Below are 25,538 nucleotides of genomic sequence, written 5' to 3'. Positions count from 1 at the left end.
CGTTCTCTTCTCTCGTGGGGCGGGATCTCAGCCGGCCTCCGGCGTCACCATGATGATGCTGCCCGGGGATCATGTCGTCTCGACGGCTTAGAGGTGCTCGTCGAAGAACCCGGTCAGCCTGTTCCACGGGATGAGGTCGACCTTGTCGTAAAGGTCCACGTGGCCGGCACCGGGGACGATGTGCAGTTCCTTAGGCTCCGGGGCCTGCCGGTAGGCGTCTTCACTGTAGTAGCGGGAGTGCGCGTTCTGCCCGGCGATGAGCAGCAGCGGCCGCGGAGCGGTCATCTCAAGCTGGGCCAGCGGCATGAAACTCGTGATCGCGCCGAGGCTGGTCAGACTCAGCGGGTGCGAACGCGGATGCTGACCTCGCGGGGTGGCGTAATACTCGGCGAACTCGTCGGCGGCGGCCTGCATCGACGGCTTCAATGGCACCGCGTCCCCGCCGCCGTAGCGCACCTCGCCGCCGTCGAACTCGGCCCAGCGTTGCTTGGCGGCCTCCGCCAGCGCCCGCTGGCGTTCCTCGAGCGTGTTCGCCTCGCTGGGGATCGGGGCGTATCCCTGGCCGTCACGGTAGGCGCGACCCATGTCGTACATGCTCACTGTCGCCACCGCCTTCAGCCTCGGGTCGACCTGAGCCGCGGCCAGGGAGAACCCGCCGCTGGCGCAGACGCCGATCACGCCGATGCGGTCGCGGTCGATGGCCGGGTGTGTACCCAGATAGTCGACGGCGGCGCTGAAGTCCTCCACGAAGGTTTCGAGGGAGGCGATGTGCCGCGGGGTCCCGCCGGACTCGCCGTTGTAGGAGGCGTCGAAGGCCAGCGTGATGAAGCCGTGCTCGGCCATCGTCTGCGCGTACAGGCCGGAGGTCTGTTCCTTGACGCCGCCGAACGGGTGCCCGACGATCAGCGCCCGGGAGCGGCCGCGGCGGCGCTTCGGGCTGTACATGTCGGCCACCAGCTCGATGCCGTACCGGTTCCTGAACGACACCTTCTTGTGGTCGACCTTCGTGCTGCGCGGGAACGTCTTGTCCCACTTGCCTCCGGGACGGGCCTTCGCCTCGGCGTGGGCGGCCGTGCCGCCGGCCGCAGCGAGCGTTCCGGTCGCCACGGCCGCGCCGGTCAGCTTCAACAGCTGACGCCGCTGCAGGCCGGGCCCGCCTTGCTCTGCGCTCATCGGTTCACGGGTTTCTCTCGAGGTCAAGGCTGGCCTTTCTGGGTTCGTGGACGTTGAGGGGCCGCCGCGTTGATGCAGCCCTCGTGCTCCGATCCGGGCACGGGAGCCGATGCTCGGCCTTCGAACGGTTCTTCCGCTCATCCATGGAACCTCGCCGATCGCGGGAGCGGGAGTCTCTCCTGGTACCCCCCTTGACAGAGACTCCCGCTGAATCTCTTCTCCGTATTCCATGGGTGGAGTACTGCTCGGACCGACATGGAAGGACTCCGCGATGCGACTGACCCGAACAGCCGCCGGCGCTGCTCCTCGCCGGATGCAGCAATGCGCCTTCGGCCGAGAGCCCGACTCCCGTGCAGACCGAAGCGGCGTCGCCGAGCCGACCGCAGCGCCCTCCTCCGGCACGTCGGAGGAACCGTCTGCGGACCAGGGCGTCGTGGGAACGGGGGTGCGCTTCACCGCCGGCGACGCGGTGGTCCAGGTCGTCATCGACGAGGACAATCCCACGACCCGGTCTTTCCTCGCGATGCTGCCGATGACCCTCGAGTTCTCGGACTACGGCGGCAAGGAGAAGGTCGCCACCCCCACAGGGGAGTGGAACTTCACCGGCGCCAAGGGCCTGAACCCGGAGGTCGGGGATCTGTTCTCCTACATGCCGTGGGGCAACCTCGGGTTCTTCTACAACACCGCGGGAAACACCTTTTCGAACGATCTGACCAAGATCGGCAAGACCGAGGACATCGACTGGATCAAGCTGCTGGACGGGCAGCGGGTCACCCTTGCCGTCGCCGGCTGAGTGAAGGACATGAGAATGACGCTCGAGACGACGACCCCGACCAGGCGAGGCCTCCTGGCCGCCTACGCCGAGCAGACCGGCGTCGCGTTCCCCGCAGAAAGCTGAACCCGGACCCCAGGCTCGCCAAACGAGAGCCACACCGCCCACAGAGAGGATCGACGATTTTGACCGTCCCCACACACACCGACCGACCACTCCGCCGCGGCCTTCTGGCCACGGCGGCTCTCCTCGCCGCGGCAGCGATCGCGCTGGTCCCGGCGTCACCGGCCGCCGCACACCACGGCTGGGACGGCTTCGAGACCAATGACCTCGTCTACATCGCCGGCAGCGTCTCGTCCGAGGGGAGCTGGGGCGATCCGCATTCGCTTTTCGATGTGGCACTGGATGCCCAGCTCCCGGCCACCACACCCGGTCTGACGATCCCTGAGGAGCTGTCGGGACCGGAGGACAGCATCCGGGTCGAGGCGGCTCTCGCGTATGGCGGCCCCCACGACGAGCTCGAGGTCATCATCGCTCCGCCGTGGTGGTCGAGCAGCAACGGGTTGGACCGCTCCCTGGAGGTCGGAGAGCGCTTCCAGGGCGTCGGGTACATCAACAGCACCGATGACGGCCTCTTCCGTCCGGTCGCGTTCTGGTACGGAGACGACAATGCGCCCGTCAACCAGGTGATCGGCAACACGCTCCCGGTCAGGGCACCGCTCCCGGGCGATGCCCAGGCAGGCGATGGGCCTGCCGACGCGCCGTCCGCGGCGGAGGACCCCGTAGAGCTAGCCCCTCCGGCAGAGGATGCCCGCATCGCCGATGACAGCGGCCCGGAGACGTGGGCCGTCTGGGCGGTGTTCGGTGCCGTGGTCGTCGTGGCGGTCGCGGGCGGCGTCTTCTACGTGCACCGCCGCACCCGCCAGGACGAACGGAGCCCGGATGCCTGAATCGATCGAACCGATCCTGCGCTGGCTGCAGGATTCCGCGCTCGGTGATGTTGTGCGCTCCACTCCTTTCATGTATGCGACGCTCGAGAGCCTCCACATCCTCGGGATCGCCGTGCTCGTCGGCCCGGCCTTCGCGTTCGACCTCCGGCTGCTGGGCGTCGGGCGTTCTCTGGTACCCGTCACGAGGGCCGCACGCTATCTCCTGCCCGTGTCCCACCTCGGACTGGCCATCGCAGTCGTCACGGGCATACTGCTGTTCAGCGCGCAGGCCGTCGGTGTCGCCGGCTCAGGTGCCGCACCGTGGAAGCTCGGACTCCTGCTCCTGGCCGGGCTGAACGTCCTCGTGTTCAACCGCGGCGTCCACCGTCGAGTCGACGAGTGGGCGGACGCCGACCCAACACCGGTCGCCGCCCGCATCTCGGCGGGCGTATCGATGACGACGTGGACAGGCGTGATCTTCGCAGGACGATTCCTGGCCTACGTCTGATGGTCGTTCCACCCGGCAGAGCCGCGCAGAACAGACCGCCGACCTGAACATCCTGCTCCTCCCGCCGCACCCGGCGGGAAAACGAACCCATCCGATACGAAGAAGGAAATCGCCATGACAACCACTGTGAAGGGTAAGGATAGACAAATGACCGAACTCACCTACGACTTCACCGGTAAGACCGCCTTCGTCACCGGTGGCAGCGCCGGCATGGGGGAAGCCACCGTCCGTGCCTTCGCGGAGGCCGGCGCGAACGTCGCCATCGTCGACCGCGACGCCGATGCCGCCAAGGCCCTCGCCGACGAGCTGACCGGCAAGGCCTTGAAGGCCATCGCGATCGCATGCGACGTCACCGACGAGGACCAGGTCTCCGCCGCCGTCCGCACCACCGTCGACGCATTCGGCAGTCTGGACATGGCGTTCAACAACGCCGGCATCATGCTGCCCCCGGTCGACTCTGCCGACGAGACCGAAGAGGCCTTCGACAAGATCGTTGCGGTCAACCTCAAGGGCGTCTGGGCCTCGATGAAGCACGAGCTGAAGCAGATGCGCGAGCAGGGCTCCGGCGCGATCGTGAACTGTTCCTCCCTCGGCGGCCTGGTCGGCGGCGACGGCCGCAGCACCTACCACGCCACCAAGCACGGCGTCATCGGTGCCACGAAGAGCGTCGCCCTGCAATACGGGAAGCACGGCGTGCGCTGCAACGCCGTCTGCCCGGGAACCATCGAGACCCCGATGGTGGTCCGGATGGCCGCCGGCGGCGAGCTCGACCGCGACGCCGCCGCGGCGGGCGTGCCGCTGGGCCGCCTCGGCCGCCCCGACGAGATCGCCGCCGCAGTCCTGTGGCTGTGCTCCGACGCCGCTAGCTACGTTACCGGCGCGGCCCTGCCCGTCGACGCCGGCCACACCGCCCAGTGACCGCTCCGGTCAGAGCCTGACGCCGGAAGAGCCCCGAGTCCAGCCGGACTCGGGGCTCTTCCTTTGCCACGCACAGATTGTTCGCACGGTGGATCTCAGGGAACGTTGTGCCTCGCAGCCTGGATCAGCCCGTACCGCTCGCGCGCGTCAGCAGGATGCCGGAGCCCGCCGCGGCGTCGGAGAGGCGCTGCGGCTTCGTGGTGTCGAGCACGCGCCCAGGGGCTGTCGTCGAACATAACCGGCTTCGACGAGGACATTGACGCCTCGCCCGACCTTCCGGACGGCGGCTCGTCGGGGCTGCTCATGCAGCCGGCCAGCACTGCCGCGGCCACGAGGGGCGCGAGGAGGGCGAATGCTCCGCGACGGTCCGCGAGGAAGCCCTCATACGCTCTCGTCGCCGACGAAGGAGCGGAACGCGCCTCGGTCGCGGTGCAGGGAGAAGATCCGCTCGGCCAGGGCGTCGGGCTCGTGGTCGGGCTCGCCGCCGCCGATGCCGCGCGGAATGATCAGCTGGGCGACGTTTATCCTCTCGGGCGCGAGGGCGTCGTGGAGCATCTGGGCGGGGGCGCTCTCCCCGGCGAAGGCGACCGACGTGCCGGTCACGTTCCCGTTCGGGGCCACGGCGCTGGAGCCGTTGATGAACAAAATCGTCCCGCGGCCGAATTCGCGCAGGCCGGGCAGGATGTGTTGGACGGCGGCGACCGGCCCGTCGGCATCCGGCCAGACGTGCGGGAGTCCCTGCGAGTACCTCCATCAGCAGGCACTCCCTCGCGCGGAGGAGACGTGGTCACATGGATCGTGGCCACCGCCGCGGCGCCCGCTCCGACCGAGCCACCGACGCCGCTCCCGCCCCGCACAAACCGTTCCCCCGTCCGAAGGACACTCTTTCGTCATGCCTGAAGCAACCGTCCGACCCACCGCCGGGACCCCTCGGCTGCCGCTGCTGATCTACGTCCTCGCCGCCGGGGTGTTCCTCATGGGCACCACCGAGTTCATCGTCGCGGGCATCCTCCCCGGAATCGCCGCCGACATCGGAATCGGCGTCGCCGACGCGGGACTGATGATCACCGTGTTCGCGATCGGGATGATCATCGGCACGCCGATGATGGCGATCGCCACGCTGAAGCTGCAGCGCCGCCTCGCGCTCTGCCTCTCCCTGGCCGTGTTCGCGGTCGGACACGTCGTCGTGGCGCTGACGCCCAGCTTCCCCCTGATTCTCGGCATGCGCTTCGTTACCGCACTGGCCACCGGTGCGTTCTGGGCCGTCGCCGCCGTCGTGGCCGCGAAGGCCGTAGGGCCGCGGCTGAGCTCACGTGCGCTCGGCATCGTGCTGGGCGGAGGCATGCTCGCCAATGTCGTCGGCGTGCCGCTGGGAGCGTTCGCCGGGCAGGCCATCGGCTGGCGCGGCCCGTTCTGGGCGCTGGCCGCCCTCGCGCTGATCGCCGTGCTCCCGATCCTCAAGCAGGTGCCCGTCGAGCCCGCGGGAGGCCCGGTGCCCTCGGTCAAGGCCGAGATCGCCGGCCTGCGCGACGTGCGCATCTGGCTCGTCCTCGGCGGCGCGGCCATCGTCTGCGGCTCGTCCCTGGCCGCCTACAGCTTCATCTCCCCGCTGCTGACCGAGAACACCGGCATGGCGGCCTCGGCCGTCCCGCTGGTACTGCTGGCCTACGGCGTCGGTGCGCTGATCGGTTCCAACCTCGGCGGCCGGCTCGGCACCCACCGCCCCTACGGCGTGCTGTTCACCTCCGCCGCGGCGACCTTCCTGGTCCTTGTGGGCCTGGCGCTGTTCTCCCACTTGCCGATCCCCACTTTGGTCTTGGCGTTCCTGCTGGGCCTGTTCGGCATGTCGACCAACCCGATCCTGATCGGCAAAGCCGTCGGCTACGCGGACGAAGCTCCCACGCTGGCCTCCGCGCTGAGCACCTCCTCGTTCAACGTCGGCACCGCGGTCGGCTCCTGGATCGCCGGGTTCGCTCTGGAGTCCGCGCTCGGCGCGACCGGTCCCGTGGTCGTCGGGGCCGCGATCGCGGTGCTCTACTTCCTGCCGCTGACCGCCCTCCTCGTCAAGGACCGCCGCGCGGAACACCCGCGCGCCGGAAACGCTCGGCCCATAGGCGACCCTGTCGCCGTCGACACCTGAGGCCCCCGCCGCCCGTGCCGGACCGATTAACGACGACGCCTCGTCTCGCTGCCCGCGAGACGAGGCGCCCCTTCTTCCCCTGCACGGCCCGGGCGCAGGCGGGAATCTACTGCTCCGCGGCCCATCGCGATCCGCGTGCCGTCGGGCAGCACCCCGCAGCCGTTCAAGGGGCAGTTCGAAGCAGCCCACCCTGACCAGGCGTAGTAGAGGACCAGGCTCGAACCCGGCGAGTTCTAAGCCGATCTCGCCCGGTTGCCGAGCGTCGGCGCGCGGGACCCCTTCAGGGACAGCGCGCACTCCACGCGCGCGGGCGTCTCCTGGTCTCGAGTCAGCTGCTGGACTCGGTGCGCTGCTCACCCGCGACGGGCGCCGCCGCCTCGCGCTCCTCGCTGGCAGCCCACGAGGCGAGCAGCTGCATCCGCTCAGCCGACGGCGAGCCCGGCTCGGCCGCGTAGATGGTAAGTGTCAGCCCGGGCTCGGACTCCATCTCCATGCCCTCATAGGCCAGCGTCATCTCGCCGACAACCGAGTGGTGGAAGGTCTTGAAACCTGTGCCGTGGTGGCGGACGTCGTGCGCGCCCCACAACCGGCGGAACTCCTCGCTCCTGGTCGAGAGCTCCCCGATCAGGTCGTGCAGTTCCTTGTTGTGCGGGTCGCGGCCGGCCTCGGTGCGCAGGATCGACACAGTGATCTCGGCAAACGCATCCCAGTCCGGGTAGAAGTCGTAGGAACGCTGATCCAGGAAGGTGAATCTGGCAATGTTCGGCGGCTGGCCCGGCATGTCGTAGGCATCCTTGTAAAACGCCCGGCCCAGCGCATTCGCAGCGAGCAGGTCCATCCGGCCATTCCTGACGAACGCAGGACCAACGGTGACAGCGTCCAGAGTCCACTGCAGGCTCGGGTGCGGCGTCCAGCGCTTCGAACTGCGGCGGCGCGGCGGCCGCGCCACGGGACTTGCCGCGTGGGCGAGGTCGAACAGGTACGCCCGCTCGGCGTCATCCAGCCGCAGCGCCTTGGCGATGGCATCGAGGACCTCCGGAGACGCGCCGCTGATCGCACCGCGCTCCAGCTTGGTGTAGTACTCCACGCTGACGCTGGCGAGGGTTGCCACTTCGCTGCGCCGCAGGCCCGCCACTCGCCGGTTCGTGCCCGCAGGCAGACCGACGTCCTTCGGCTCAACCCGCGCCCGCCGGGAGGTCAGGAACTCACGCACTTCCGCCCTATTGTCCATGCAATCAACGGTAATTCCTGGGCTACCTACGAGGGAGCCTCTCGCAGTATCCCTATCAACCTGGGACTCCCGCCGGGACGGGGCATCGGGTTCCATGGAAGGGCGCGCCACTCCGCAGCACGGCACCGAGCCTCTCGTACATATTCGATGTCAGTATTCACGACGCACCTCTACGCCGAAAGCTCGATTACTTCCGGGTTCTCGGCCGCACAGGAAGCCGGCAGCCTGCTCGCCACCCAGCGCCAGACGCACTCCCGCCCGGGGGTGGCCCTGGCAGAATGTCTGATCCAACAGGGCGCCAGAATTTGGGCAAGCACCTAGTCTGAGCTATCGCCGATAACCGTAGTATGTCCGCCGGAGTCAAGTCAGCACGAGGGGAGCTCGTGTCTCGTCAGAATGAAATTTAAGACTTGAGTCGCGGGGGTCAGTAAGGGGAGGGACTCTGTTCTGACGGGATTACCGCCACTCCTCTGACATCAGCCTACGGGACGGGGTGGCAGGTCAGCGCCTGGCGGTTATTTGCAAGGAACCGAAGTGGTAGGCCGACTCGGCGTGCTGGTGCTCGTCGATGCCGTCCCGCTCGGCCGTCTCCTCGACGCGGAAGCCGATGGTTCGGTGGATCGCCAGGCCGAGGATCGCGGTGACCGCAGCGGAGTAGGCGAGGGCGAAGACGGTCGATACGACCTGCGCCCAGAGCTGTCCCGGGCCGCCGCCATAGAACAGGCCGCCCGCGCTGCCCTCGGACGGCAGCGCCAAGAAGCCGAGGGCGATGGTGCCGATGAACCCGGAGACCAGGTGGACCGACACGACGTCGAGCGAGTCGTCGTAGTTCAGCTTGAACTTCAGTCCGATGGCTAGCGCAGAGGCGACGCCGGTGGTCAAGCCGATCAGTACGGCGCCGATCGCGTCGACATCGGCGCAGGCGGGGGAAATGGCGACGAGGCCGGCCACGATCGCCGAGGCGGCCCCGAACGTTGTCGGGCGTCCGTCGCGGATCTTCTCGGTCAGCAGCCAGGACAGCATCGCGGCCGCGGGGCAGACAAGCGTGTTGAGGAGGATGGTGGCCGCCTGGACGTCGTTGGACGCGGCGCCGACGTTGAAGCCGAACCAGCCGACCCAGAGGAGGGCTGCGCCCAGCATGACCAGCGGCAGGTTGTGGGGGCGCTGCTCGGGATCCTTTCCGAAGCCGTGGCGGACTCCTAGGATCAGGGCGAGCACCAGCGCGGCCATGCCCGCATTCATATGGATGACGGTGCCGCCGGCGAAGTCGAGGGCCTCACCGGCCCACTGTCCGATCGCGCCCTCTGCGCTGAGCAGTCCGCCGCCCCACACGGCGTAGGCCATGGGCGCGTAGGCGAAGGTCACCCAGAGAGGCACGAAAAGACACCAGGCGCCGAACTTTGCGCGGTCGGCAATGGAGCCGGAAATGATGGCGACCGTGACAATAGCGAAGGCCGCGTTGAAGGAGATACCGAGCAGGGCGTCCGTGCCCTTCGACGCGGCGGCGCCGAAGTCGGCGGCCGGGTTGCCGAAGAGTTCGAAGAGGGCGCCATCGCTGGAGGCCATCGAGCTGCCCCAGAGCGTCCAGACGACGGCGACGATCCCCATGGATACGACGCTCATCATCAGCATGTTGAGGCTCGACTTGACCCGGGTCATGCCGGCGTAGAAGAACGCCAGGGCGGGGGTCATGAGAATGATCAAGGCGGTGGCCGTGATGGTCCACACGGCTCCGGCGGAGAGACCTTCGTCCATGGGATTTTCCTTTGTCGTTGTTAGGTCATTGGTGGATGGGAGGAATGAGGGCGGTCCGTTCGGCAAATTTTCCCCAAGCCGATGTCCGCGCATGAAACTTCGTTCACCGCTAATAAACCAGTTCGATGTTTCAGTCTGCCTGCACGGTGTTTCGGGAAGGTAAAACACTCCGGCCTGCCGGTTGCCGGCAGTCCCCCGCGCATCCCGGCGCCTCGGCGGCCCGGAAACACAGCTTTTACATTCCGGTAGTTGCCCGGTAATCCCGTCATGGGTAACTGGATTCAACACAGTTTCCTGACAGGGAACAGACCAGAACGATTGGACGAACGATGACCGCACTCATTTCCGAGGCCGGCACGGACCTCACCGGGCTCCCGCAGACGGCAGGATCCCCGCTGGCAGAACTGGCGGCCCTCCACGGCACCAGGTTCATACTTGCAACCTTCGTCGACATGAACGGCAAGCCGTGCGCGAAGCTGGTGCCGGTTTCCGCGCTGGCGGAGCTGGAAGCCGGAAAGCTGGGCTTCGCAGGCTATGCGGCCGGCCTCATGGGACAGAACCCGCAGGACGGAGACCTCTGCGCGGTCCCCGATCCGGCCAGCTTCACCCCCCTCGATGCCGTCCGTCCCGGAATGGCCCTGGTGCACTGCGATCCCCACGTGGACGGCAAGCCCTGGGCGTACGCGCCCCGCGTGATCTTGAAGCGCGCCCTGGCGCGGCTGGCAGAAAAGAACATGACCGCCAAGGCCGGTGCCGAGGTCGAGTACTACCTGCTCACGAAGGGGGCGGACGGGGCGCTGGCCACCGCGGATATCAAGGACGACGGTGCCCACCCCTGCTACGACGCCCGAGGCGTCACCCGGATGTACGAGCACCTCACCGAGGTTTCCGATGTAATGAACGGCCTGGGCTGGGGCAACTATGCCAACGACCACGAGGACGGCGCCGGCCAGTTCGAGCAGAACTTCGATTACGACGACGCCCTGGTCACAGCCGACCGCGTGGTGACCCTCCGGTACCTCCTGAACGTACTCGCCGAGCAGCGAGGCATGGTGGCCAGCTTCATGCCCAAGCCGTTCACCAACCGCACAGGCAACGGACTGCACTTCCACCTGTCGCTGTGGAACGGCGGCGGCGAGGAAATGTTCCCAGCCGCGGGCGACGACCCGCACGGCCTCGGCTTTTCCGGGACGGCCTACAGCTTCCTCGCGGGCATCCTCGACCACGCACCCGCGCTGCAGGCCTTCCTCGCCCCGACGGTCAACTCCTACAAGCGGACCGGGGCCATCACCACTGAATCCGGCGCCACCTGGTCGACAAACAAGGCCTCCTACGGAGGCAACGACCGGACACACATGATCCGCGTCCCGGACCCGCACCGCATCGAACTGCGCTCCGGAGACGGTTCCGCCAACCCCTACCTGGCCATGGCAGCCGTGATCACCGCCGGCCTGGACGGGATCGACCGCGACCTGGACCCGGGCGCCCCGTGCGGCCCGGGGGAGCGCCGGCCCGGCGCCGCCACGCTACCGCCCACGCTTCTGCATGCCGTGCAGTCGCTGCGCGAGGACCCCGTCATGCTGGCGGCCCTCAGCGGCTCTGAAGCCGTGGGGCGCTACTACGCCGCAGCGAAGGAGACCGAATTCTTCCAGTGGCACAACGAGGTCACCGGCTGGGAAGTGGACCAGTACCTCACCGCTGTTTGACCGCCGTCGTCCACAAAACCTTCAGAACACACCCAGAACGACAGAAGAGGAACCACGCCATGTGCGGAATCGCCGCCCTGCAGCTGCGTAACCCGGAGCTGCGCCCAAGGATGGGCTCCCTGCTCTCCACCATGCTCTGCGAAATCGTCGACCGGGGACCGGACTCCGCCGGCCTGGCCGTCTACGACAACCCGTCGCTGGTCACCGAGGGTCAGTCCACCCTCAGCCTCCTGGGCGGGGACCTCGGCATCCGTCCCGCCGACATCGACGATTTCCTGGCGGGTCTGCTCCCGGAGGGAGCCGGGTCCCAGGTCAAGGTGGTCGGCGACACCACACTGGTGTCCGCGGACGTGACGGCCGGTGAGCTGGCCGGCGCCGTGGCCAAGGCCCGCCCGGACGCCGTCGTAGTAGGCAGGGGAGAGCGCGTCACGGTCATGAAGAGCGTAGGCCATCCGATGGAGGTCGCGGAGCGCCACGGACTCGGCGGCATGTACGGCAGCCAGGCGGTCAGCCACACCCGCATGGCCACCGAGTCGGCCGTGACCGCAGGGGGATCACATCCCTTCTCGGTGGCAGACGACCTCTGCCTGGTGCACAACGGATCCTTCTCCAACCATGCCTCGGTCCGCCGCGAGCTCAAGCGGCTCGGCGTGGAGTTCGACTCGGAGAACGACACCGAGGTCGGCGCCCGCTATATCGCCCACCGCCTGCAGCAGGGCGACGACCTCGAGACCGCGCTGGTCAACCTGGGCAAGGTGCTCGACGGGTTCTACACGCTCGTGGTCACCACCGCAGACAGCATGGCGGTGGTGCGGGACCCGATCGCCTGCAAGCCGGCCATCATCGCCGAGACGGACGACTGGGTCGCCATGGCGTCCGAGTTCCGCGCGCTGGCGGAGCTGCCCGGGATCGAGCACGCCCGCATCTTCGAACCCGAACCCGGCAAGGTCTACACCTGGTCGCTTTGAGCGCCGCCGCCCCAACAACAGAAGGAGTTCCAACGTGACCATCACCCTCGACAGCCTCCCCGTCCAAAGCCCGGCAGGGGCCGAGGAGCAGGTCCGGGTCTTCGACCTCAAGCTCGACGACGTCCGCACCTTGAACCATGCCATCCATGAGGCGTCCGACGGCGAGTCCTTCGCCGTCGAGCACCCCGGTGGCAAGCACAGCCTCGCCGTCGGCATCAACGCCGTGATCGACGTGGAGATCAACGGCCACGCCGGCTACTACGCCGCGGGCATGAACGAGGGGGGCCGCGTCACGATCGTGGGCAATGCCGGCGTCGGCGTCGCCGAAAACATGATGTCGGGGACCGTCCACGTCACCGGCGATGCCTCGCAGTCGGCGGGTGCCACGGCCCACGGCGGGCTGCTGGTCGTCGACGGCAATGCCGCCGCCCGCTGCGGCATCTCGATGAAGGGCGTGGACATCGTGGTCGGTGGCAGCATCGGCCACATGTCGGCCTTCATGGCCCAGGCCGGGCGGCTGGTGGTCTGCGGCGATGCCGGTGACGCCCTCGGCGACTCCATCTATGAGGCCCGCATCTACGTCAAGGGCAAGGTGGCCTCGCTCGGCGCCGACTGCATCGCCAAGGAGATGCGGCCCGAGCACCTGGCCGAGCTCGGGGAACTCCTCCGCGACGCCGGCCGCGACGACGATCCGGCCGACTTCACCCGCTACGGCTCCGCCCGCACCCTCTACAACTTCCACGTCGACAACTCCAGCGCCTACTAGGAGACAGCCATGACCCTCACCACAACCGGCCAGTCCCCGGCCGCTGCCGCGCCGTCCCTGGCTGCATCCTCCCTGGCCGCGCAGGGCCTCCGCGAGTCCGCCACCTTCGACCGAGCCACCATCGCGGACATCCAGCGCGCCGCCGAAACCGGCATCTACGATATCCGCGGCTGGGGCGCCAAGCGGCATGTCCCGCACTTCGACGACCTGCTCTTCCTCGGAGCCTCCATGTCCCGCTACCCGTTGGAGGGCTACCGCGAAAAGTGCGGTACCGACGTCGTCCTCGGCGACCGCTATGCCTCGAAACCCCTGCACCTCGACACGGTCGTGACCATCGCGGGCATGAGCTTCGGCGCCCTTTCGGCGAACGCCAAGGAAGCCCTGGGCCGCGGCGCCAGCGAGGTGGGGACGTCAACCACCACGGGCGACGGCGGCATGACGCCGGAGGAGCGCGGCCAGTCCAGGAACCTCGTCTACCAGTACCTGCCCTCCCGCTACGGGATGAACCCGGAGGACCTGCGCAAGGCCGATGCGATTGAGGTCGTCCTTGGCCAGGGCGCCAAGCCGGGCGGCGGCGGAATGCTGCTGGGGCAGAAGATCACCGAGCGAGTGGCCGGGATGCGCACGCTGCCCGTGGGGATTGACCAGCGCTCGGCCTGCCGGCACCCGGACTGGACCGGGCCGGACGACCTGGAGATCAAGATCGCCGAACTGCGCGAGATCACCGACTGGGAGAAGCCCATCTACGTGAAGATCGGTGCCTCCCGGCCCTACTACGACACCGCCCTGGCGGTGAAGGCCGGAGCGGACGTGGTCGTCGTCGACGGCATGCAGGGCGGAACCGCCGCCACGCAGCAGGTGTTCATCGAAAACGTCGGCATCCCCACACTGGCGGCCATCCCGCAGGCGGTGCAGGCCCTTCAGGAACTGGGCATGCACCGCAAGGTGCAGCTGATCGTCTCCGGCGGTATCCGCACCGGCGCCGATGTGGCCAAGGCGATGGCCCTCGGGGCCGACGCGGTGGCGATCGGCACCGCCGCGCTGATCGCTCTCGGCGACAACAGCCCGCGCCATGCGGACGAGTACGCCCGGCTCGGCTCGGCCGCCGGCTACTACGACGACTTCCAGGACGGCCGGGATCCCGCCGGTATCTCCACCCAGGACCCGGAGCTGGCCAATCGACTTGACCCGGTGGCAGGCGGGCGGCGGATCGCCAACTACCTCCGCGTGCTGACCATGGAGGCGCAGACCATCGCCCGCGCCTGCGGCAAGGCGCACCTGCGCAATCTGGAACCGGAGGACCTGGTGGCCCTGACCATGGAGTCGGCGGCCATGGCACGGGTGCCGCTGGCAGGCACCTCGTGGATTCCCGGCACAGGCGGGGCAGGTTTCTGATGTCCGCGGAAGCCTTCGATTACGTGGTGGTCGGCGCCGGCCTGGCCGGCGCCGCCACGGCGTGGCAGCTTGCCGCGCGCGGCCAGGAGGTCGCCGTCGTCGAGCGGTCCGTGCCGGCCAACGACGCCGGCAGCTCGCACGGGTCGGCGCGGATCTTCCGCTACGCCTACCCGGAGGCCGGCTATGCCGCCATGGTGAAGGAATCCCTGGCCGGCTGGGAGGAGCTTTCCGAGCTGGCGGGACAGCCCCTCATCACGCCGACCGGCTGCGTCGACTACGGCCAGGACCGGGAACCGCGCGCCCTTGCCGACGTGCTCGCTGGCGCCGGCATCGGGCACGAGCTGCTGTCTGCCGAGGAGGCCCGCGGCCGCTGGCCCCAGTTCGCGTTCGACACCGAGGTGCTCTGGCACCAGGGCGCCGGGGTGATCGACGCCCACGAGACCGTCCACACCATGGTGCGGGCCGCCGTCGGACACGGAGCCCGGCTCCTCCAGGACTGGACGCTTACCACGGCGCGGCGCTCGGGCGCGGGCTACCTGCTCACCAATGAGCGCGGCGAGCAGCTGCAAGCAGGGCATCTCGTGCTTGCCGCGGGCGGCTGGCTGCCGGGGCTGCTCGGCGGCCTCGACCTGCCGCCGGCGTTCCTGGCCTCGCTGCCGGCCTTCACCGTGATGCAGGAGACGGCCTTCCACTTCCCCTACCGTGAGCAGCCGCTGCCGGGGACCCACTGGCCCACGTTCATCCACAAACGGCCGGGCATCCAGACCTATGGATTGCCGGGCGGCCGGGACGCGGAGTTCCGGGGCCAGAAGCTGGCCGAATTCAACGGCGGCAAGGCCATCCCCGACGCCTCCGCCCAGGACGGCCTGATCGACCCGGAGCACCGCGAACGGATTATCGAGTACGTCAAACGGTACGTCCCGGGCCTGGTCCCGGAGCCCTACGCGGAGACGACGTGCTTGTTCACCAACACGCCCACCGAGGACTTCGTCATCGACACCGCCGACGGCGTCACCATCCTCTCGCCCTGCAGCGGCCACGGGGCGAAGTTCGCGCCGCTGCTGGGCACCCTGGCGGCGGACCTCGCGACCGGGGCGGCGGGCGTGCCGGAACGGTTCCGTCCCTCGCGGGCGGCGGCCTCGGGACGGTCGGCGTGAGCACGGCGCCGGGGGCGGTGGCGACGACGACGGCGGGGCCCGGCGTCACAGGTCTGCTCGCCGGAATCGCAGCCACGGGCAGGGACACCGGTCGCGGCGGCTACAGCCGGGCCCTGTATTCCACGGCCGAACAGGAGCTGCGCGAGTGGTTCCTCGACGAGGCGCGGCACCGCGGACTGGACACCGAGACGGACCGCAACGGCGCACTCTGGGCCTGGTGGGACACGGGCAGCGGGTCGCGGCAGGACGCCGTCGTCACCGGCAGCCACCTGGACTCGGTTCCGGGCGGCGGTGCCTTCGACGGCCCGCTCGGCGTCGCTTCTGCCCTCGCCGCCGTCGACCATCTCCGCAGCCGCGGCATGGCCCCGCGGCGGCCCATCGCCCTCGCGGTCTTTCCGGAAGAAGAGGGTTCCCGCTTCGGTGTGGCGTGCTTCGGCTCCCGCCTGCTGACCGGTGCCATCGATCCGGACAAGGCCCGGAACCTGCGGGACCCGGACGGCGACACCTTCGCCGACGTCGCCGCGGCAGCGGGCCTCGATCCACGCTTCGTGGGGCCGGATCCTGAAGCCGTCGGCCGGATCGGGGCATTCGTCGAGCTCCACGTGGAACAGGGCAGGGGACTGGTCGACCTCGACCGTGCGGTCGCCGTCGGCTCGTCCATCCTCGGGCACGGCCGCTGGCGACTGACCGTGGCGGGACAGGGCAACCACGCGGGAACGACGCTCATGGAGGACCGGCGGGATCCGATGGTCGCCGCGGCCGCGATGGTCCAGGCTGTCCGCGACGCAGCCCTCCGGCATCCGGGAGCCCGGGCAACGGTGGGACGGATCGAACCGGTGCCGGGCGGCACCAACGTCATCGCGTCTTGCGTCAACCTGTGGATCGACGTCCGCCACCAGGACGACGCGGTGACCGCCGCTGTCGTAGAACGCATCCACGCGGAGGCGATCCGCGCCGCCGCCGCCGAAGGCTGCACCGTGAGGCTCAACGAGGAATCGCTGAGCCCAACCGTCCACTTCGATCCCGCGCTCCGAGGGCGCGTCGGGGAGCTGCTGCCGGACGCTCCGGTCCTCGACACGGGTGCGGGCCACGACGCGGGCGTACTGGCGGCCCGCCTTCCGACAGCCATGCTGTTCGTCCGCAACCCGACGGGAATCTCGCATTCCCCCCAGGAACATGTAGAGGACGACGACGCGGAGGCGGGGGCGCTGGCTCTGGCGGACGTCCTCCAGGGGCTGGCGGGACGGGAATGACGCGGGGGCGGACGGGGCAGGACAGGGCGGCCGGCAGCATCGGCCTGCCCTTCGCCCCGTCCGCCTCCGACCTGGTGGCCGCAGAGGAGTTTTGGGGCGGCTCTTCTGCCCCTGCCTATACTCGACCCATGACAAGCGAGGAGGCCGGGCAGGAACCGCATGCTGAGGCCGAACCGGCGGACGCCCCCGGCTCGCTCGAGGCTGTCATCGCCGCGCAGGTGAAGCGGTGCCGTCGCGAGGCCGGAATTTCCGCGGCCGAGCTCGCGGCCCGCACCGGACTGTCCAAGGCCATGGTCTCGAAGATCGAATCGGCCAGCACTTCCTGCTCGCTGACCACCTTGCAGCGCCTGGCCCACGGCCTCAATGTTCCTGTCACCTCCCTGTTCCAAGGGGCGGACACGGAGCGCGAGGCGACGCTCACCAAGGCCGGCGAGGGAAGCGTTACCGTGCGCACCGGGACGCGTCACGGCCACGAGTACCGGTCGCTCGGATCCCTCAAGCGGCGGCAAAACCCGATCGAGCCCAGCCTGGTCACGCTGACCAGCGCGTCGGACGTCTTTCCGCTGTTCCAGCACTCCGGCACGGAGTTCATCTACATGCTCGAGGGGCGCATGGTGTACGGGCACGGGTCCTACGAGTACGAGCTGTCGCCGGGAGACTCGCTGGTTTTCGAGGGGGAAGGTCCGCACGGACCGTTGCGGCTCATCGAACTGCCCATCCGCTTCCTCGCCGTCGCCGCGCACTAGTACGTCGCATACCAGGAGCAGGTGCAAACCGCTTAATTAGGGCTGCGCGACGACGAGTTGCACCCCACGCTGTTCGTGCTCATGGGTCACCGCCTTGGTAGGAGCCGTGTCAGTTATCAGTCCGTCAACATCGACCCGATCCGCTGACCTGCCACTTAGTCCTCCAAGCCTGAATTGTCAGGTTGAAATCTAAGAGTTCCCGAGTATGTGTCAAGAAAGGCGATTTCGAACTCTATTCTGACGCTCATTCCGGGGCACACCTGACGTCAGGTTGGGGTGTACTTCAATCCGACAGCAAGCACACTGGAAGGCTGTCTCCTTCTTCGGACTGTTGCCTAGCCGTATTGCCGCACACATGTCTGGAGAGGCCGCCCGGTCTCTTCAAACAAACCCTTTCGGACACCCTGCCGCGTCTTACCCGACCGTTCCCCCGCCCATATACGCAGCATGTATCAATAAGGATCGAATCCGTCTTTCACATCCTTTCGGCCTTCTCCTAATGTGGATACGCGTGGCTGCTGCCCGGACGCATTCCCGCGCCGCCGGCAGTTGGTAGGCCAGGGCCAAGCCGCTTCGGCGGCAGCCCGTGAATGCAAGGAGATCTCCCCCAATGGCAAAGACGCCTGATAGCGGGCGCCTGTCGCGCCGCGCCGTTCTTGGTTCTTTATCCGTAGCCGGGCTGGCACCGGTTTTGACCGGTGCGGCGCTGCCGCCGCAGTCCGGTAGTCCCCGTACCGGGCCCCGCCGCAAGCCCCTGACATCGGATGCGAAGAACCGGCTGATCCTGCTGGGAACCTCGGGCGGACCCCCGTGGTGGATGGAAACGGATCGGGCAGGCGTGGCTTCCGCCGTCGTAGTCGGCGACCGCTACTATCTGATCGATGCCGGGCACGGAGTCGGGCGCCAGATCAAGGATGCCCGGCTGGGCACCTGGGACAAGGACATGCAGGGCCCGCTCGATGGTCTTCAGTCGGTGTTCCTCACCCACCTGCACTCTGACCATATTGCGGACCTGTACGGGATCCTGGGCACCGGTCTGCAGAACGGCCTGTCCCGCAGGGACCGGCTCGTGGAGATCTGGGGGCCGGGCAACCGCGGTGCCCTCCCCGTAAGCTACAACGGCGAGAAAATGACCGAGGTCGTCGCCCCGGAGAACCCCACGCCGGGCACCCGGGAAACGATCGACATGATGGTGAAGACCTTCGCCACGGACTTCAATGACCGCGTCATAGACAGTGGCTATCCCACACCGGACAAGATCTTCGCCGGCCGCGACATCCCCCTGCCGGCGCAGTATGCCAAGGACCCGAACGGCAACCCGAATCCGCGCATGTCGCCGTTCAGCTTCTACGAGGACGACCGGGTTAAGGTATCCGCAACGCTGGTCCAGCACGCGCCCGTGTTCCCTGCGTTCGCTTTCAAATTCGAGACGGATACCGGAACTGTCGTCTTCTCCGGCGACACCGGGCCCAGCGAAAATCTAGTGGAACTCGCTGCCGGTGCCGACATTCTGGTGCACGAAGTCATCGCCGAGCAGTGGATCGCCCAGCGCCACCCGGAGCCCCGCGATGCTGCAGCGGAAGCTGAGTATCAGCACCTCAAGGGCGCCCACACCACGATCGAAGAGGTCGGTGTGATCGCAGAACAGGCCGGTGTCCGCACACTGGTGCTGAACCACATGGTGCCGGGCAACTGGCCAGTCAAGGAATTCAAACGGGCCGGCGACAACTTCTCCGGCGAGCTGATCGTTGGCGAGGATCTGGATGCCCTCGCCATCGGACCGGCGGCGCGGGCTCGGTAGCCTTCCAGCTTTAGACGCTCGTGCTTGCGGTTTTGACGGAACCTTGGGTTCTTGCGGTCGTTGCAACACTCGGACCCTTTCGGGAGTTGCAACGACCGGGTCGTCTTTAATCAAGAAGTCGCCTCCGGATCCGCGGGCGGGTGCCCCACCGGAAATACAGCCAGGAGCAGAAGGCGGAGTTCTTCAAGCTGTTTGACCGTCTGGGAAGCGTGACGGAGGCTGCCGCGGTGGAGAAGCCGGGATCCGCCCTGGGCTGGCTCCCGGGATCTGCAGGAGTCATGCCCTGAACGTTGACCACGATCAAGCGCTTGTCGGCGAAGGCCACGAAATCACGGATGCCTCGGAACGCAGCGACGGCGTTCCCGCCCTGAAAGGCGGCGGCTGTATATTCACCGAATACATCTTGGAGGCTTCCCGGCTGAAGCTTTAAGGCGATCCGTTGCGAAATCAATCATGGGAGTCTCCCGGTGGCACTTAATAAGGGCGACGGGATTACCTGCCGGGGCAGGGCGTCCATGACTTCCCGCCGGGCGCGTAGCAACGGGGGCCGTTGTACCCCGGGTAGGGGTTTTGCTGAGCGGGCGCAGGCGCAGGCGCCTCGTAGTTCTGCTTCGGAGCTTCATAGGCCGGAGCTGGCGGTGTGTAGCGACGAGCAGCCTCGGCCTCAGCTGCTGCCCGGGCCGCAGCATCGGCGGCTGCCCGCTCCGCTGCCTGAGCCGCTGCACGCTCACGCTCGACAGCTTCGGCCTTGAGCCGTTTTGCCTCCGCGACCCGCTTTTTCTCAGCGGCTTTGGCTTTGGCTTTCGCTTCGGCCTTCGCTTTCGCCTTGGCCTTGGCTTCGGCCGCCTTCCGCTTTTCTTCCGCCTTCACAGTCGCGGCGCGGTCACTTAGTGTGCTGTGCCGTGAATCAGCGGCGGCGAGTGAGCCGGCAAGTCTGTCGGAAGAACCCGTCATCACTTTGCCGCCCAGGGCAGCTGCGATGACGGCGCCCTTCCCATCGTTGAGGAGGCCTTGAGCTACGGAAGCGGCAGCGATCGCGGTTCCGAGCGTGGATGCGGCGGCCGCAATCTCTCCCGAGGTAGCAGCAGCGCCCGGCTCCACTGGGCCGGCAAGCGCCTCGATTTGCTGTTCGGCGAGTGTCGTCGGGCTGCACGCGAGCTGCTCCTGGTAGATGCCGGCCTTGTTCTCGGCGGCCTCATCCTGGGCAGCCTTCACCGGTTCGTAGTACTTCTCGTTTGCACCATAGATTTCGGCTACACCGAGGCCGGCGCGGGCAATGGAGGCGTTGATGAGTTCGTCTCCGACAAAGGCAGCGGCCAGGACACGATCGAAACGGTCGGTCTTTTCCTCATCGAAACGGAGTTCGACCGTCGACCCCTCCGAGAGCTTGCCCTTCAAGAACTCGGTTGCCTCAGGTCCTTGGCACTCGACGATCTTGTTGGGGTGTTTCGTCTCCGGAGTATCGATGTTGAGGAGCCGAACCATCTTGGTGGCACCGCCGTACTCGGCTTCGAACGTATCCCCGTCGACTACCCGGACAACCTGCGCTTGAACGGACTCATCTCCGTTGCAAGCCGTGAGACTAAGAGCCGATAAAACGCCGACGATGGCAAGCGCAGGAAAGGTGCGCAGGCGCGCTGAATTGATAAACAAAGTGAATCCCCCCAGTAAATGCAGAAGCCGCAACCCCAACGGCGACACAGTGATTGTATCTTTAAGTATTCATTTCACGGCGCCAGCAAGAGCATCTTGGACCTGGCCGTCGGCCGCTCAAGCGCTCCGGCTTCGGCCACGAGCTGGCCGGGTTCGGCTTCAACGAATTCGCCAACAAGAAGCTCGTTCGCAACCCGGGCACGTGACTTCAGGCAGCGTCAGCCGGCCAGACCGGAGACTTTCGGCACGAACACATGGATCTGGTTGCCGTCGTCCTTGACGAGTGCGTCCTGCTGCTGCCTTGAGACCACGTAGACCTCGACGAAGTCTCCGGCCGATCCGCGGCATCGATCGCAAGACTCCTGCGCCGATTTCCGGCCTTCGCTGAACTTGTGTTGTCAGCCTCCGCGCAGAAATAACCTCGGCGAAATGTCCGGGCAACTTTTCGCAGGGAGCATAGCAAGCAGGAGGTGAAGCAGCGAACGTTCCTATGCCACAGCTTTTCCCTGATTGGATCTTGGAAGGAGCCGGTTATGAAAAGTGTTGGATTGATCCGGACAGTCAGCGCCACCAACTGGAAGCTCATTTCTTTACACGGCCAGATTTTGCAGTCGACGTTTCCCTTTAAGATCCTGACGCGCGCGATCGCGTTACAGCCTGACGGCGTACATGATGAAGAATCCCGATCCCGGGCCGTTCCCAAAGTCGTTGCCGTGGCTAAGGAGATGGCTGGAGACGTTGAAGGGATCATCATCAGCTGCGGGGCGGATCCCGGTCTGAATGAAGTCAGGCAGGAACTCAATCTGCCTGTAGTCGGGGCCGGAGCCGCCGGAGCCGCTGCTGCGTTGGCCCTCGGTCACCGCGTGGGGGTCCTCAGCCTTACGCCCTGGGCCCCGGCGTCCGTAGTACAGGCGCTCGGCAACAGCCTGTTCGCTGTGGAGTCCCCGCCCAGCATCAGAACCACTAACGAGCTCCTGACACCCACCGGTGTCTTCGAGAGCCTCGATGCCGGCCAGCGTCTTGCCGACGCCGGATCGGACGTGATCCTCCTGGCCAGTACCGGAATGACCACGATGGGTATCGCCGGAGAGCTTCGACGCCGCCTCGGCCTTCCTGTCGTTGATGGCGTCCTGGCCGCAGGCGCCGCCCTCACCGCCTCGATTGAAGGACATTGGATCTCGCCCTACCGATCGGTCGCCTAGCGCAATTTCCCCCAAGCCAGCTTCGAGCTGACGTGCCCGCTCTCGGGCACGTCAGCACGAGTCCGTTCAGCGGGCCCGCTGAACGCGTTCCGCCGAGGTCGGAAGGATATGGCTTGACGACGTTTGCCGGCTTGTGTCCCACCGGGCGCGCTCCTCGGGTATACCTTTTAGTAAGCCTGCTTTCGAAGGTGTGGCACCGCGGTGCCCTCAACAGGGAGAAACGTACTTGGTGTCAGGAAATGTATTCGTGGATCCATCGCCGCCGGCGGGTTTGGGCGGCCGCTACAGGCTGCAGGGGTTGATAGGCCGGGGCGGGTCGGCGGCGGTCTACAAGGCCGTCGACGAAGTGCTGGACCGGCCGGTGGCCGTGAAGGTTTTCCGGCCCGATGTCGGCGATGAGGATGAGCTCCGCCGGCAGCAGGCCGAAGTCCGGCTGCTGGCCACCTTCAACCACCCCGGGCTGATTGCCGTTTACGATGCCGGCAGGGAAGATTCGTCCGCCGATGGGTCCTGCTCCTTCGTGGTGATGGAACTCGCGCAGGGCTCCGACCTGCGGTACCGGCTCAGGGAGGGTCCGCTTCCGGCCGGGGATGTGGCGAAGATCGGTGCCCAACTGGCGGGAGCGCTGCATTACGTCCATGAGCGGGGCGTCATCCATCGTGACCTGAAGCCGGGCAACATCATGCTCAGCTTTGCCGAGCACACCGGGGAAGCCAGAGCCAAGCTGACGGACTTCGGCATTGCGCGGGTGATTGCCGGAACACGCCTGACTGCTACCGGAAAAACCGTGGGCACCGCGACATACCTCAGCCCCGAACAGGCCAAGGGCGAGGCGCTGGGAACCGCCAGCGACATCTACTCTCTCGGGCTGGTCCTGCTCGAGTGCCTGACCGGAGAGGTCGAGTTCCCGGGGACTCCGGTCGAGTCGGCGGTGGCGAGGCTGCAGCGCGCGCCGTCGATCCCGCCCGGATTGCCTCCCGGCTGGACGGAGTTGCTCACCCGCATGACTGCGATGGATCCTGCCGTCAGACCCGACGCGGCGGAAGTCGAGGCGGTCCTGGCGGTTATGGACGGCAAGGAGCCCCCGACCCCGCCGGCGTTCCAAGCGCCTGTTTCCACCGCCGCGCTGCCCGCCCGCAAGCCGAACAAACCGGCACGTTCCCGGGCCCGCAGGAAACCCGTTTTCTGGCTGGCCGCCGCGCTGCTGGTGCTCGCCGCCGTCGTTGCCGCAATCCTGATGGCGTCCGGGCAGCAGCCGGCACCACCTGCCGCCCCCGTACCGTCCCCGGCCCTGACCGGAGACATGGAAGAGCACATGCGCGAACTGGAACGGAACCTTGTCCCGTGAAACCAACACGACGCCGTTCCGCTGCCGCCATATGTCTCGCCGCTGCCATCCTGTCTACGGGCGCTGCTTGCGCGGCGCCGCCGCCATTGACGGATGCAGCCGCCATGAGGATGCAGGAACACGCCACCGTTGTTCGTGCCGCAGCCGCGGCCGGAGAGTACGGGAAAGCGCGGGAAGGGTTGGACGATCTTGCCGACGAACTTGCCCGGGCGGCAAGCGAAGGGGACGTGTCCTTCGCCCGCTACCAGGCCATCGACGCCGCCATCGCCCAGCTGGCCGAAGATCTGGAAGCGGAACGGCAGCGACAACACCGGCCCCGTCCTCGCCGCCGGCCGCCGGCACGGGCCGGCCAGCCAGACGCCGGCACGGGCGCGGACAGCACCGCCCGTGCCGTATCCGTCGACCCGCACCAACCCCGCCAGCACCAGCTCCCGCCCGCCAGCACCAGCTCCCGCCCGCCAGCACCAGCTCCCGCCCCGCCAGCACCAGCTCCCGCCCGCACGACAACAGTCCGGGCAGCGGAACAACGCAAAAGACAGACGGCAACCCGGGTAGGGCAACAGCAACAGCGGATCCAAGGGTAGTGACAACAAGTCGGACAACGGCAACCAAGGAGGCAACGGCCGAGGCCAGGGACAAGGAAAAGGCCAGGAGGACGGCTAAAACCGGGCCCGCGGGCGGGCCGGACGTCGGACTGTCCCTGTGGCGAACGGCCGGCACGCGGAAGCCGCCCGGTTACCGCTAAGGTGCCGCGCCGCCGTCGTACTTCCGGTTAGGGTGACGAGACAGCAGTCCCGCTCACAGGGAGAGCGAACCGCGGACGATGCTGACGCCGGAGTGGGCCGGGTTGCCGTCCAGCGGCTCGTCCGAGACGTCCACGATCGGGTACTGGGCGAGGTCCAGCCCCGGCGGGATCGCGAAGGTGGCCGAGGACGCGTCCATGATCCCGAGGCTGACGAGGCCGGACAGGTCCGGCTTGATGAGCCAGACTTCCTGGTAGCCGGACCCTTCCTTGTCGCTGAGTTCGATGCTGAGCTCCCGTTCGCCGTCGCGCTCGATGACTTCCGCGGTGCCGGTGGTGGCGAAGTCGGCCAGCGGCTCGAGCCGGGCTTCGGCCAGCGGCGGGGCCTGGGTCTGCTGCGAGACGACCCAGGAAATGCCGGCGGCGGCGGTGACGACGGCGGCCGCCCCGGCGATCAGCCAGAGCGCGGTGTTCCGGCGCGGCCCTGCGGCGGGCCCCCGGGGACGGGCAGAGCGCCGGTCGGCGAGGTTGGTGACCTCCTGCGGCCGCTCCGGCTCCAGGGGGTCGGCGGCGAGGGACTCGTCGAGGGCGAGCTCGCGATGGATGGCCGTCCAGACGCCGGCGGACGGCTGCGTGAGGGGCGCGGCGTCGGGCGGGACGCGAGCGGCGTCGACCGCCCGGCGGAGGGCGGCGTGCTCCGCGGCGCAGGCAGCGCAGGTCCGCAGGTGCTCGTTGTCGGCCTCGCTCGCCATCGGCTCGCCGAGGGCCATGAGGCTGAGCAGGTCCGGGTCAATATGCGGCACTGTCTACCTCCAATCGGCGTCTCAGGTGCTGCAGGCTGCGGCGGATGTGGCTCTTGACTGTACCCAACGGCAGTTCGAGCCGGCGGGAAATCTGGTCGTGCGTCAGGTCGTCGAAGAAGGCCAAACGCATGATGGACCCCTGCGGTTCTCCCAGGCGCTCCAGCTCGTCGTGAAGCAGGAGCCGGTCAGCGAGCAAATCGGCGTCGGGGCCGCCGGCGGCACCGTCCGGGTCGGCGACCAGCTGCGCCGCCTGCATGCTGCGCAGCTCCCTGACCGAGGAGGACTGGGCGTCGGAAATGGCATTGCGGGTGATGCCCACGATCCAGGCCGGAAGCCGTGCCCGCGAGGGGTCGAAGGTGGAGCGCGAGCGCCAGGCGCGGATGAAGACTTCCTGCGTCACGTCGTCGGCCGCTGACCTGTTCCCCAGCGAACGGGCCGCGAGGGTCTGGACCAGCGGAGCGAACTGCCGGTAGGCCTCCGCCAGGGCGGTTTCGTCCCCGCCGGCAAAGGCCGAGTCGAGGTCTGCGGTCCAGGCACTGGCAGCGGGAGGAGCCAACGGTTGCTCCCTCCCA

General features: G+C 67.7%; 23 protein-coding genes. 15 read left to right on the top strand and 8 right to left on the bottom strand.

The genetic code is table 11. The annotated features are described in order from the left end of the window. Window positions 1-87: 87 nt before the first annotated feature. The gene (locus OC550_RS18490; RefSeq protein WP_262107407.1) at window positions 88-1,173 is read right to left on the bottom strand and encodes an alpha/beta hydrolase; all 1,086 of its coding nucleotides are present in this window, start codon (window positions 1,171-1,173) and stop codon (window positions 88-90) included. A 271-nt stretch (window positions 1,174-1,444) separates the two neighbouring features. On the opposite strand from OC550_RS18490, the gene OC550_RS18485 reads away from it, so the two are divergent. The 4 genes from OC550_RS18485 to OC550_RS18470 all read left to right on the top strand — a co-directional run bounded on the left by OC550_RS18485 (window position 1,445) and on the right by OC550_RS18470 (window position 4,300). After that, entirely contained in the window at window positions 1,445-1,966 is a 522-nt protein-coding gene (locus tag OC550_RS18485) for a cyclophilin-like fold protein (protein WP_262107406.1), read from the top strand. 164 nt (window positions 1,967-2,130) lie between these two features. Continuing rightward, window positions 2,131-2,895 carry a hypothetical protein gene (locus tag OC550_RS18480; RefSeq protein ID WP_262107405.1) on the top strand — a complete coding sequence of 255 codons (765 nt, stop codon included), beginning with the start codon at window positions 2,131-2,133 and terminating at the stop codon, window positions 2,893-2,895. Next, window positions 2,888-3,382, top strand: a complete 495-nt coding sequence (locus tag OC550_RS18475; RefSeq protein ID WP_262107404.1) for a DUF6644 family protein — start codon at window positions 2,888-2,890, stop codon at window positions 3,380-3,382. The genes OC550_RS18480 and OC550_RS18475 overlap by 8 nt, the downstream gene beginning before the upstream one ends. 147 nt (window positions 3,383-3,529) lie before the next feature. Beyond that, complete coding sequence (locus tag OC550_RS18470; protein WP_262107403.1) at window positions 3,530-4,300, top strand: SDR family NAD(P)-dependent oxidoreductase; 771 nt, start codon at window positions 3,530-3,532, stop codon at window positions 4,298-4,300. A gap of 381 nt (window positions 4,301-4,681) precedes the next feature. On the opposite strand, the gene OC550_RS18465 is transcribed toward OC550_RS18470, so the two are convergent. Further along, the gene (locus OC550_RS18465; protein WP_262107402.1) at window positions 4,682-4,945 is read right to left on the bottom strand and encodes a hypothetical protein; all 264 of its coding nucleotides are present in this window, start codon (window positions 4,943-4,945) and stop codon (window positions 4,682-4,684) included. A 247-nt stretch (window positions 4,946-5,192) separates the two neighbouring features. Between OC550_RS18465 and OC550_RS18460 the strand changes: the two genes are divergently transcribed. Then, window positions 5,193-6,440 (top strand): MFS transporter, encoded by a 1,248-nt coding sequence (locus OC550_RS18460; RefSeq protein ID WP_262107401.1) that lies wholly within the window; start codon window positions 5,193-5,195, stop codon window positions 6,438-6,440. Between the two features lie 328 nt (window positions 6,441-6,768). Here OC550_RS18460 and OC550_RS18455 read toward each other — a convergent pair whose 3' ends face one another. Together OC550_RS18455 and OC550_RS18450 are read right to left on the bottom strand one after the other, a co-directional pair. Beyond that, window positions 6,769-7,671 carry a helix-turn-helix transcriptional regulator gene (locus OC550_RS18455; RefSeq protein WP_262107400.1) on the bottom strand — a complete coding sequence of 301 codons (903 nt, stop codon included), beginning with the start codon at window positions 7,669-7,671 and terminating at the stop codon, window positions 6,769-6,771. A 501-nt stretch (window positions 7,672-8,172) separates the two neighbouring features. After that, a complete protein-coding gene (locus OC550_RS18450; RefSeq protein WP_262107399.1) occupies window positions 8,173-9,426 on the bottom strand; it encodes an ammonium transporter in 1,254 nt (417 codons plus the stop codon). 329 nt (window positions 9,427-9,755) lie between these two features. On the opposite strand from OC550_RS18450, the gene glnT reads away from it, so the two are divergent. The 8 genes from glnT (at window position 9,756) to OC550_RS18410 (ending at window position 19,218) form a co-directional block, all read left to right on the top strand. Further along, window positions 9,756-11,132 carry a type III glutamate--ammonia ligase gene (gene glnT / locus OC550_RS18445; RefSeq protein ID WP_262107398.1) on the top strand — a complete coding sequence of 459 codons (1,377 nt, stop codon included), beginning with the start codon at window positions 9,756-9,758 and terminating at the stop codon, window positions 11,130-11,132. 59 nt (window positions 11,133-11,191) lie between these two features. Then, a complete protein-coding gene (locus OC550_RS18440) occupies window positions 11,192-12,100 on the top strand; it encodes a glutamine amidotransferase (protein ID WP_262107397.1) in 909 nt (302 codons plus the stop codon). A gap of 34 nt (window positions 12,101-12,134) precedes the next feature. Continuing rightward, window positions 12,135-12,866, top strand: coding sequence for a protein glxC (locus OC550_RS18435; RefSeq protein ID WP_262107396.1), 732 nt, complete (start codon window positions 12,135-12,137; stop codon window positions 12,864-12,866). A gap of 9 nt (window positions 12,867-12,875) precedes the next feature. Continuing rightward, window positions 12,876-14,261 (top strand): FMN-binding glutamate synthase family protein, encoded by a 1,386-nt coding sequence (locus tag OC550_RS18430; protein ID WP_262107395.1) that lies wholly within the window; start codon window positions 12,876-12,878, stop codon window positions 14,259-14,261. Next, window positions 14,261-15,418 (top strand): FAD-dependent oxidoreductase, encoded by a 1,158-nt coding sequence (locus tag OC550_RS18425; protein WP_262107394.1) that lies wholly within the window; start codon window positions 14,261-14,263, stop codon window positions 15,416-15,418. Before OC550_RS18430 ends, OC550_RS18425 begins: the two co-directional genes overlap by 1 nt. After that, window positions 15,415-16,671 (top strand): allantoate amidohydrolase, encoded by a 1,257-nt coding sequence (locus tag OC550_RS18420; RefSeq protein WP_262107393.1) that lies wholly within the window; start codon window positions 15,415-15,417, stop codon window positions 16,669-16,671. Before OC550_RS18425 ends, OC550_RS18420 begins: the two co-directional genes overlap by 4 nt. A 128-nt stretch (window positions 16,672-16,799) precedes the next feature. Next, entirely contained in the window at window positions 16,800-17,417 is a 618-nt protein-coding gene (locus OC550_RS18415) for an XRE family transcriptional regulator (protein WP_262107392.1), read from the top strand. 610 nt (window positions 17,418-18,027) lie between these two features. Beyond that, window positions 18,028-19,218: an MBL fold metallo-hydrolase gene (locus OC550_RS18410; RefSeq protein WP_262107391.1), complete on the top strand. Its 1,191-nt coding sequence runs from the start codon at window positions 18,028-18,030 to the stop codon at window positions 19,216-19,218. A gap of 106 nt (window positions 19,219-19,324) precedes the next feature. On the opposite strand, the gene OC550_RS22400 is transcribed toward OC550_RS18410, so the two are convergent. Both OC550_RS22400 and OC550_RS18405 read right to left on the bottom strand, forming a co-directional pair. Continuing rightward, window positions 19,325-19,669, bottom strand: a complete 345-nt coding sequence (locus tag OC550_RS22400) for a PH domain-containing protein (protein ID WP_368736947.1) — start codon at window positions 19,667-19,669, stop codon at window positions 19,325-19,327. Window positions 19,670-19,710: 41 nt separating this feature from the next. After that, a complete protein-coding gene (locus OC550_RS18405; RefSeq protein WP_262107390.1) occupies window positions 19,711-20,871 on the bottom strand; it encodes a thermonuclease family protein in 1,161 nt (386 codons plus the stop codon). Window positions 20,872-21,404: 533 nt separating this feature from the next. On the opposite strand from OC550_RS18405, the gene OC550_RS18400 reads away from it, so the two are divergent. Together OC550_RS18400 and OC550_RS18395 are read left to right on the top strand one after the other, a co-directional pair. Beyond that, window positions 21,405-22,073: an aspartate/glutamate racemase family protein gene (locus tag OC550_RS18400; RefSeq protein ID WP_262107389.1), complete on the top strand. Its 669-nt coding sequence runs from the start codon at window positions 21,405-21,407 to the stop codon at window positions 22,071-22,073. Between the two features lie 247 nt (window positions 22,074-22,320). After that, entirely contained in the window at window positions 22,321-23,421 is a 1,101-nt protein-coding gene (locus tag OC550_RS18395; protein WP_262107388.1) for a serine/threonine-protein kinase, read from the top strand. Window positions 23,422-24,219: 798 nt separating this feature from the next. Here OC550_RS18395 and OC550_RS18390 read toward each other — a convergent pair. Continuing rightward, complete coding sequence (locus OC550_RS18390) at window positions 24,220-24,966, bottom strand: anti-sigma factor (RefSeq protein WP_262107387.1); 747 nt, start codon at window positions 24,964-24,966, stop codon at window positions 24,220-24,222. Then, entirely contained in the window at window positions 24,953-25,522 is a 570-nt protein-coding gene (locus tag OC550_RS18385) for an RNA polymerase sigma factor (protein ID WP_262107386.1), read from the bottom strand. Before OC550_RS18385 ends, OC550_RS18390 begins: the two co-directional genes overlap by 14 nt. Between the last annotated feature and the right edge of the window lie 16 nt (window positions 25,523-25,538).

Origin of the sequence: Arthrobacter sp. Marseille-P9274, from assembly GCF_946892675.1 — a bacterium.
Lineage (GTDB): Bacteria > Actinomycetota > Actinomycetes > Actinomycetales > Micrococcaceae > Crystallibacter.
This window is presented reverse-complemented; position numbering and strand designations above follow the sequence as displayed.

Excerpts from the sequence above, each read along its gene's own strand:
- OC550_RS18460 (WP_262107401.1), top strand. The coding sequence starts at position 5,193 with ATGCCTGAAGCAACCGTCCGACCCACCGCCGGGACCCCTCGGCTGCCG.
- OC550_RS18490 (WP_262107407.1), bottom strand. The coding sequence starts at position 1,173 with ATGAGCGCAGAGCAAGGCGGGCCCGGCCTGCAGCGGCGTCAGCTGTTG.
- glnT (WP_262107398.1), top strand. The coding sequence starts at position 9,756 with ATGACCGCACTCATTTCCGAGGCCGGCACGGACCTCACCGGGCTCCCG.
- OC550_RS18440 (WP_262107397.1), top strand. The coding sequence starts at position 11,192 with ATGTGCGGAATCGCCGCCCTGCAGCTGCGTAACCCGGAGCTGCGCCCA.
- OC550_RS18410 (WP_262107391.1), top strand. The coding sequence starts at position 18,028 with ATGGCAAAGACGCCTGATAGCGGGCGCCTGTCGCGCCGCGCCGTTCTT.
- OC550_RS18470 (WP_262107403.1), top strand. The coding sequence starts at position 3,530 with ATGACCGAACTCACCTACGACTTCACCGGTAAGACCGCCTTCGTCACC.
- OC550_RS18485 (WP_262107406.1), top strand. The coding sequence starts at position 1,445 with ATGCGACTGACCCGAACAGCCGCCGGCGCTGCTCCTCGCCGGATGCAG.
- OC550_RS18415 (WP_262107392.1), top strand. The coding sequence starts at position 16,800 with ATGACAAGCGAGGAGGCCGGGCAGGAACCGCATGCTGAGGCCGAACCG.
- OC550_RS18450 (WP_262107399.1), bottom strand. The coding sequence starts at position 9,426 with ATGGACGAAGGTCTCTCCGCCGGAGCCGTGTGGACCATCACGGCCACC.
- OC550_RS18475 (WP_262107404.1), top strand. The coding sequence starts at position 2,888 with ATGCCTGAATCGATCGAACCGATCCTGCGCTGGCTGCAGGATTCCGCG.
- OC550_RS18425 (WP_262107394.1), top strand. The coding sequence starts at position 14,261 with ATGTCCGCGGAAGCCTTCGATTACGTGGTGGTCGGCGCCGGCCTGGCC.
- OC550_RS18430 (WP_262107395.1), top strand. The coding sequence starts at position 12,876 with ATGACCCTCACCACAACCGGCCAGTCCCCGGCCGCTGCCGCGCCGTCC.
- OC550_RS18455 (WP_262107400.1), bottom strand. The coding sequence starts at position 7,671 with ATGGACAATAGGGCGGAAGTGCGTGAGTTCCTGACCTCCCGGCGGGCG.
- OC550_RS18400 (WP_262107389.1), top strand. The coding sequence starts at position 21,405 with ATGAAAAGTGTTGGATTGATCCGGACAGTCAGCGCCACCAACTGGAAG.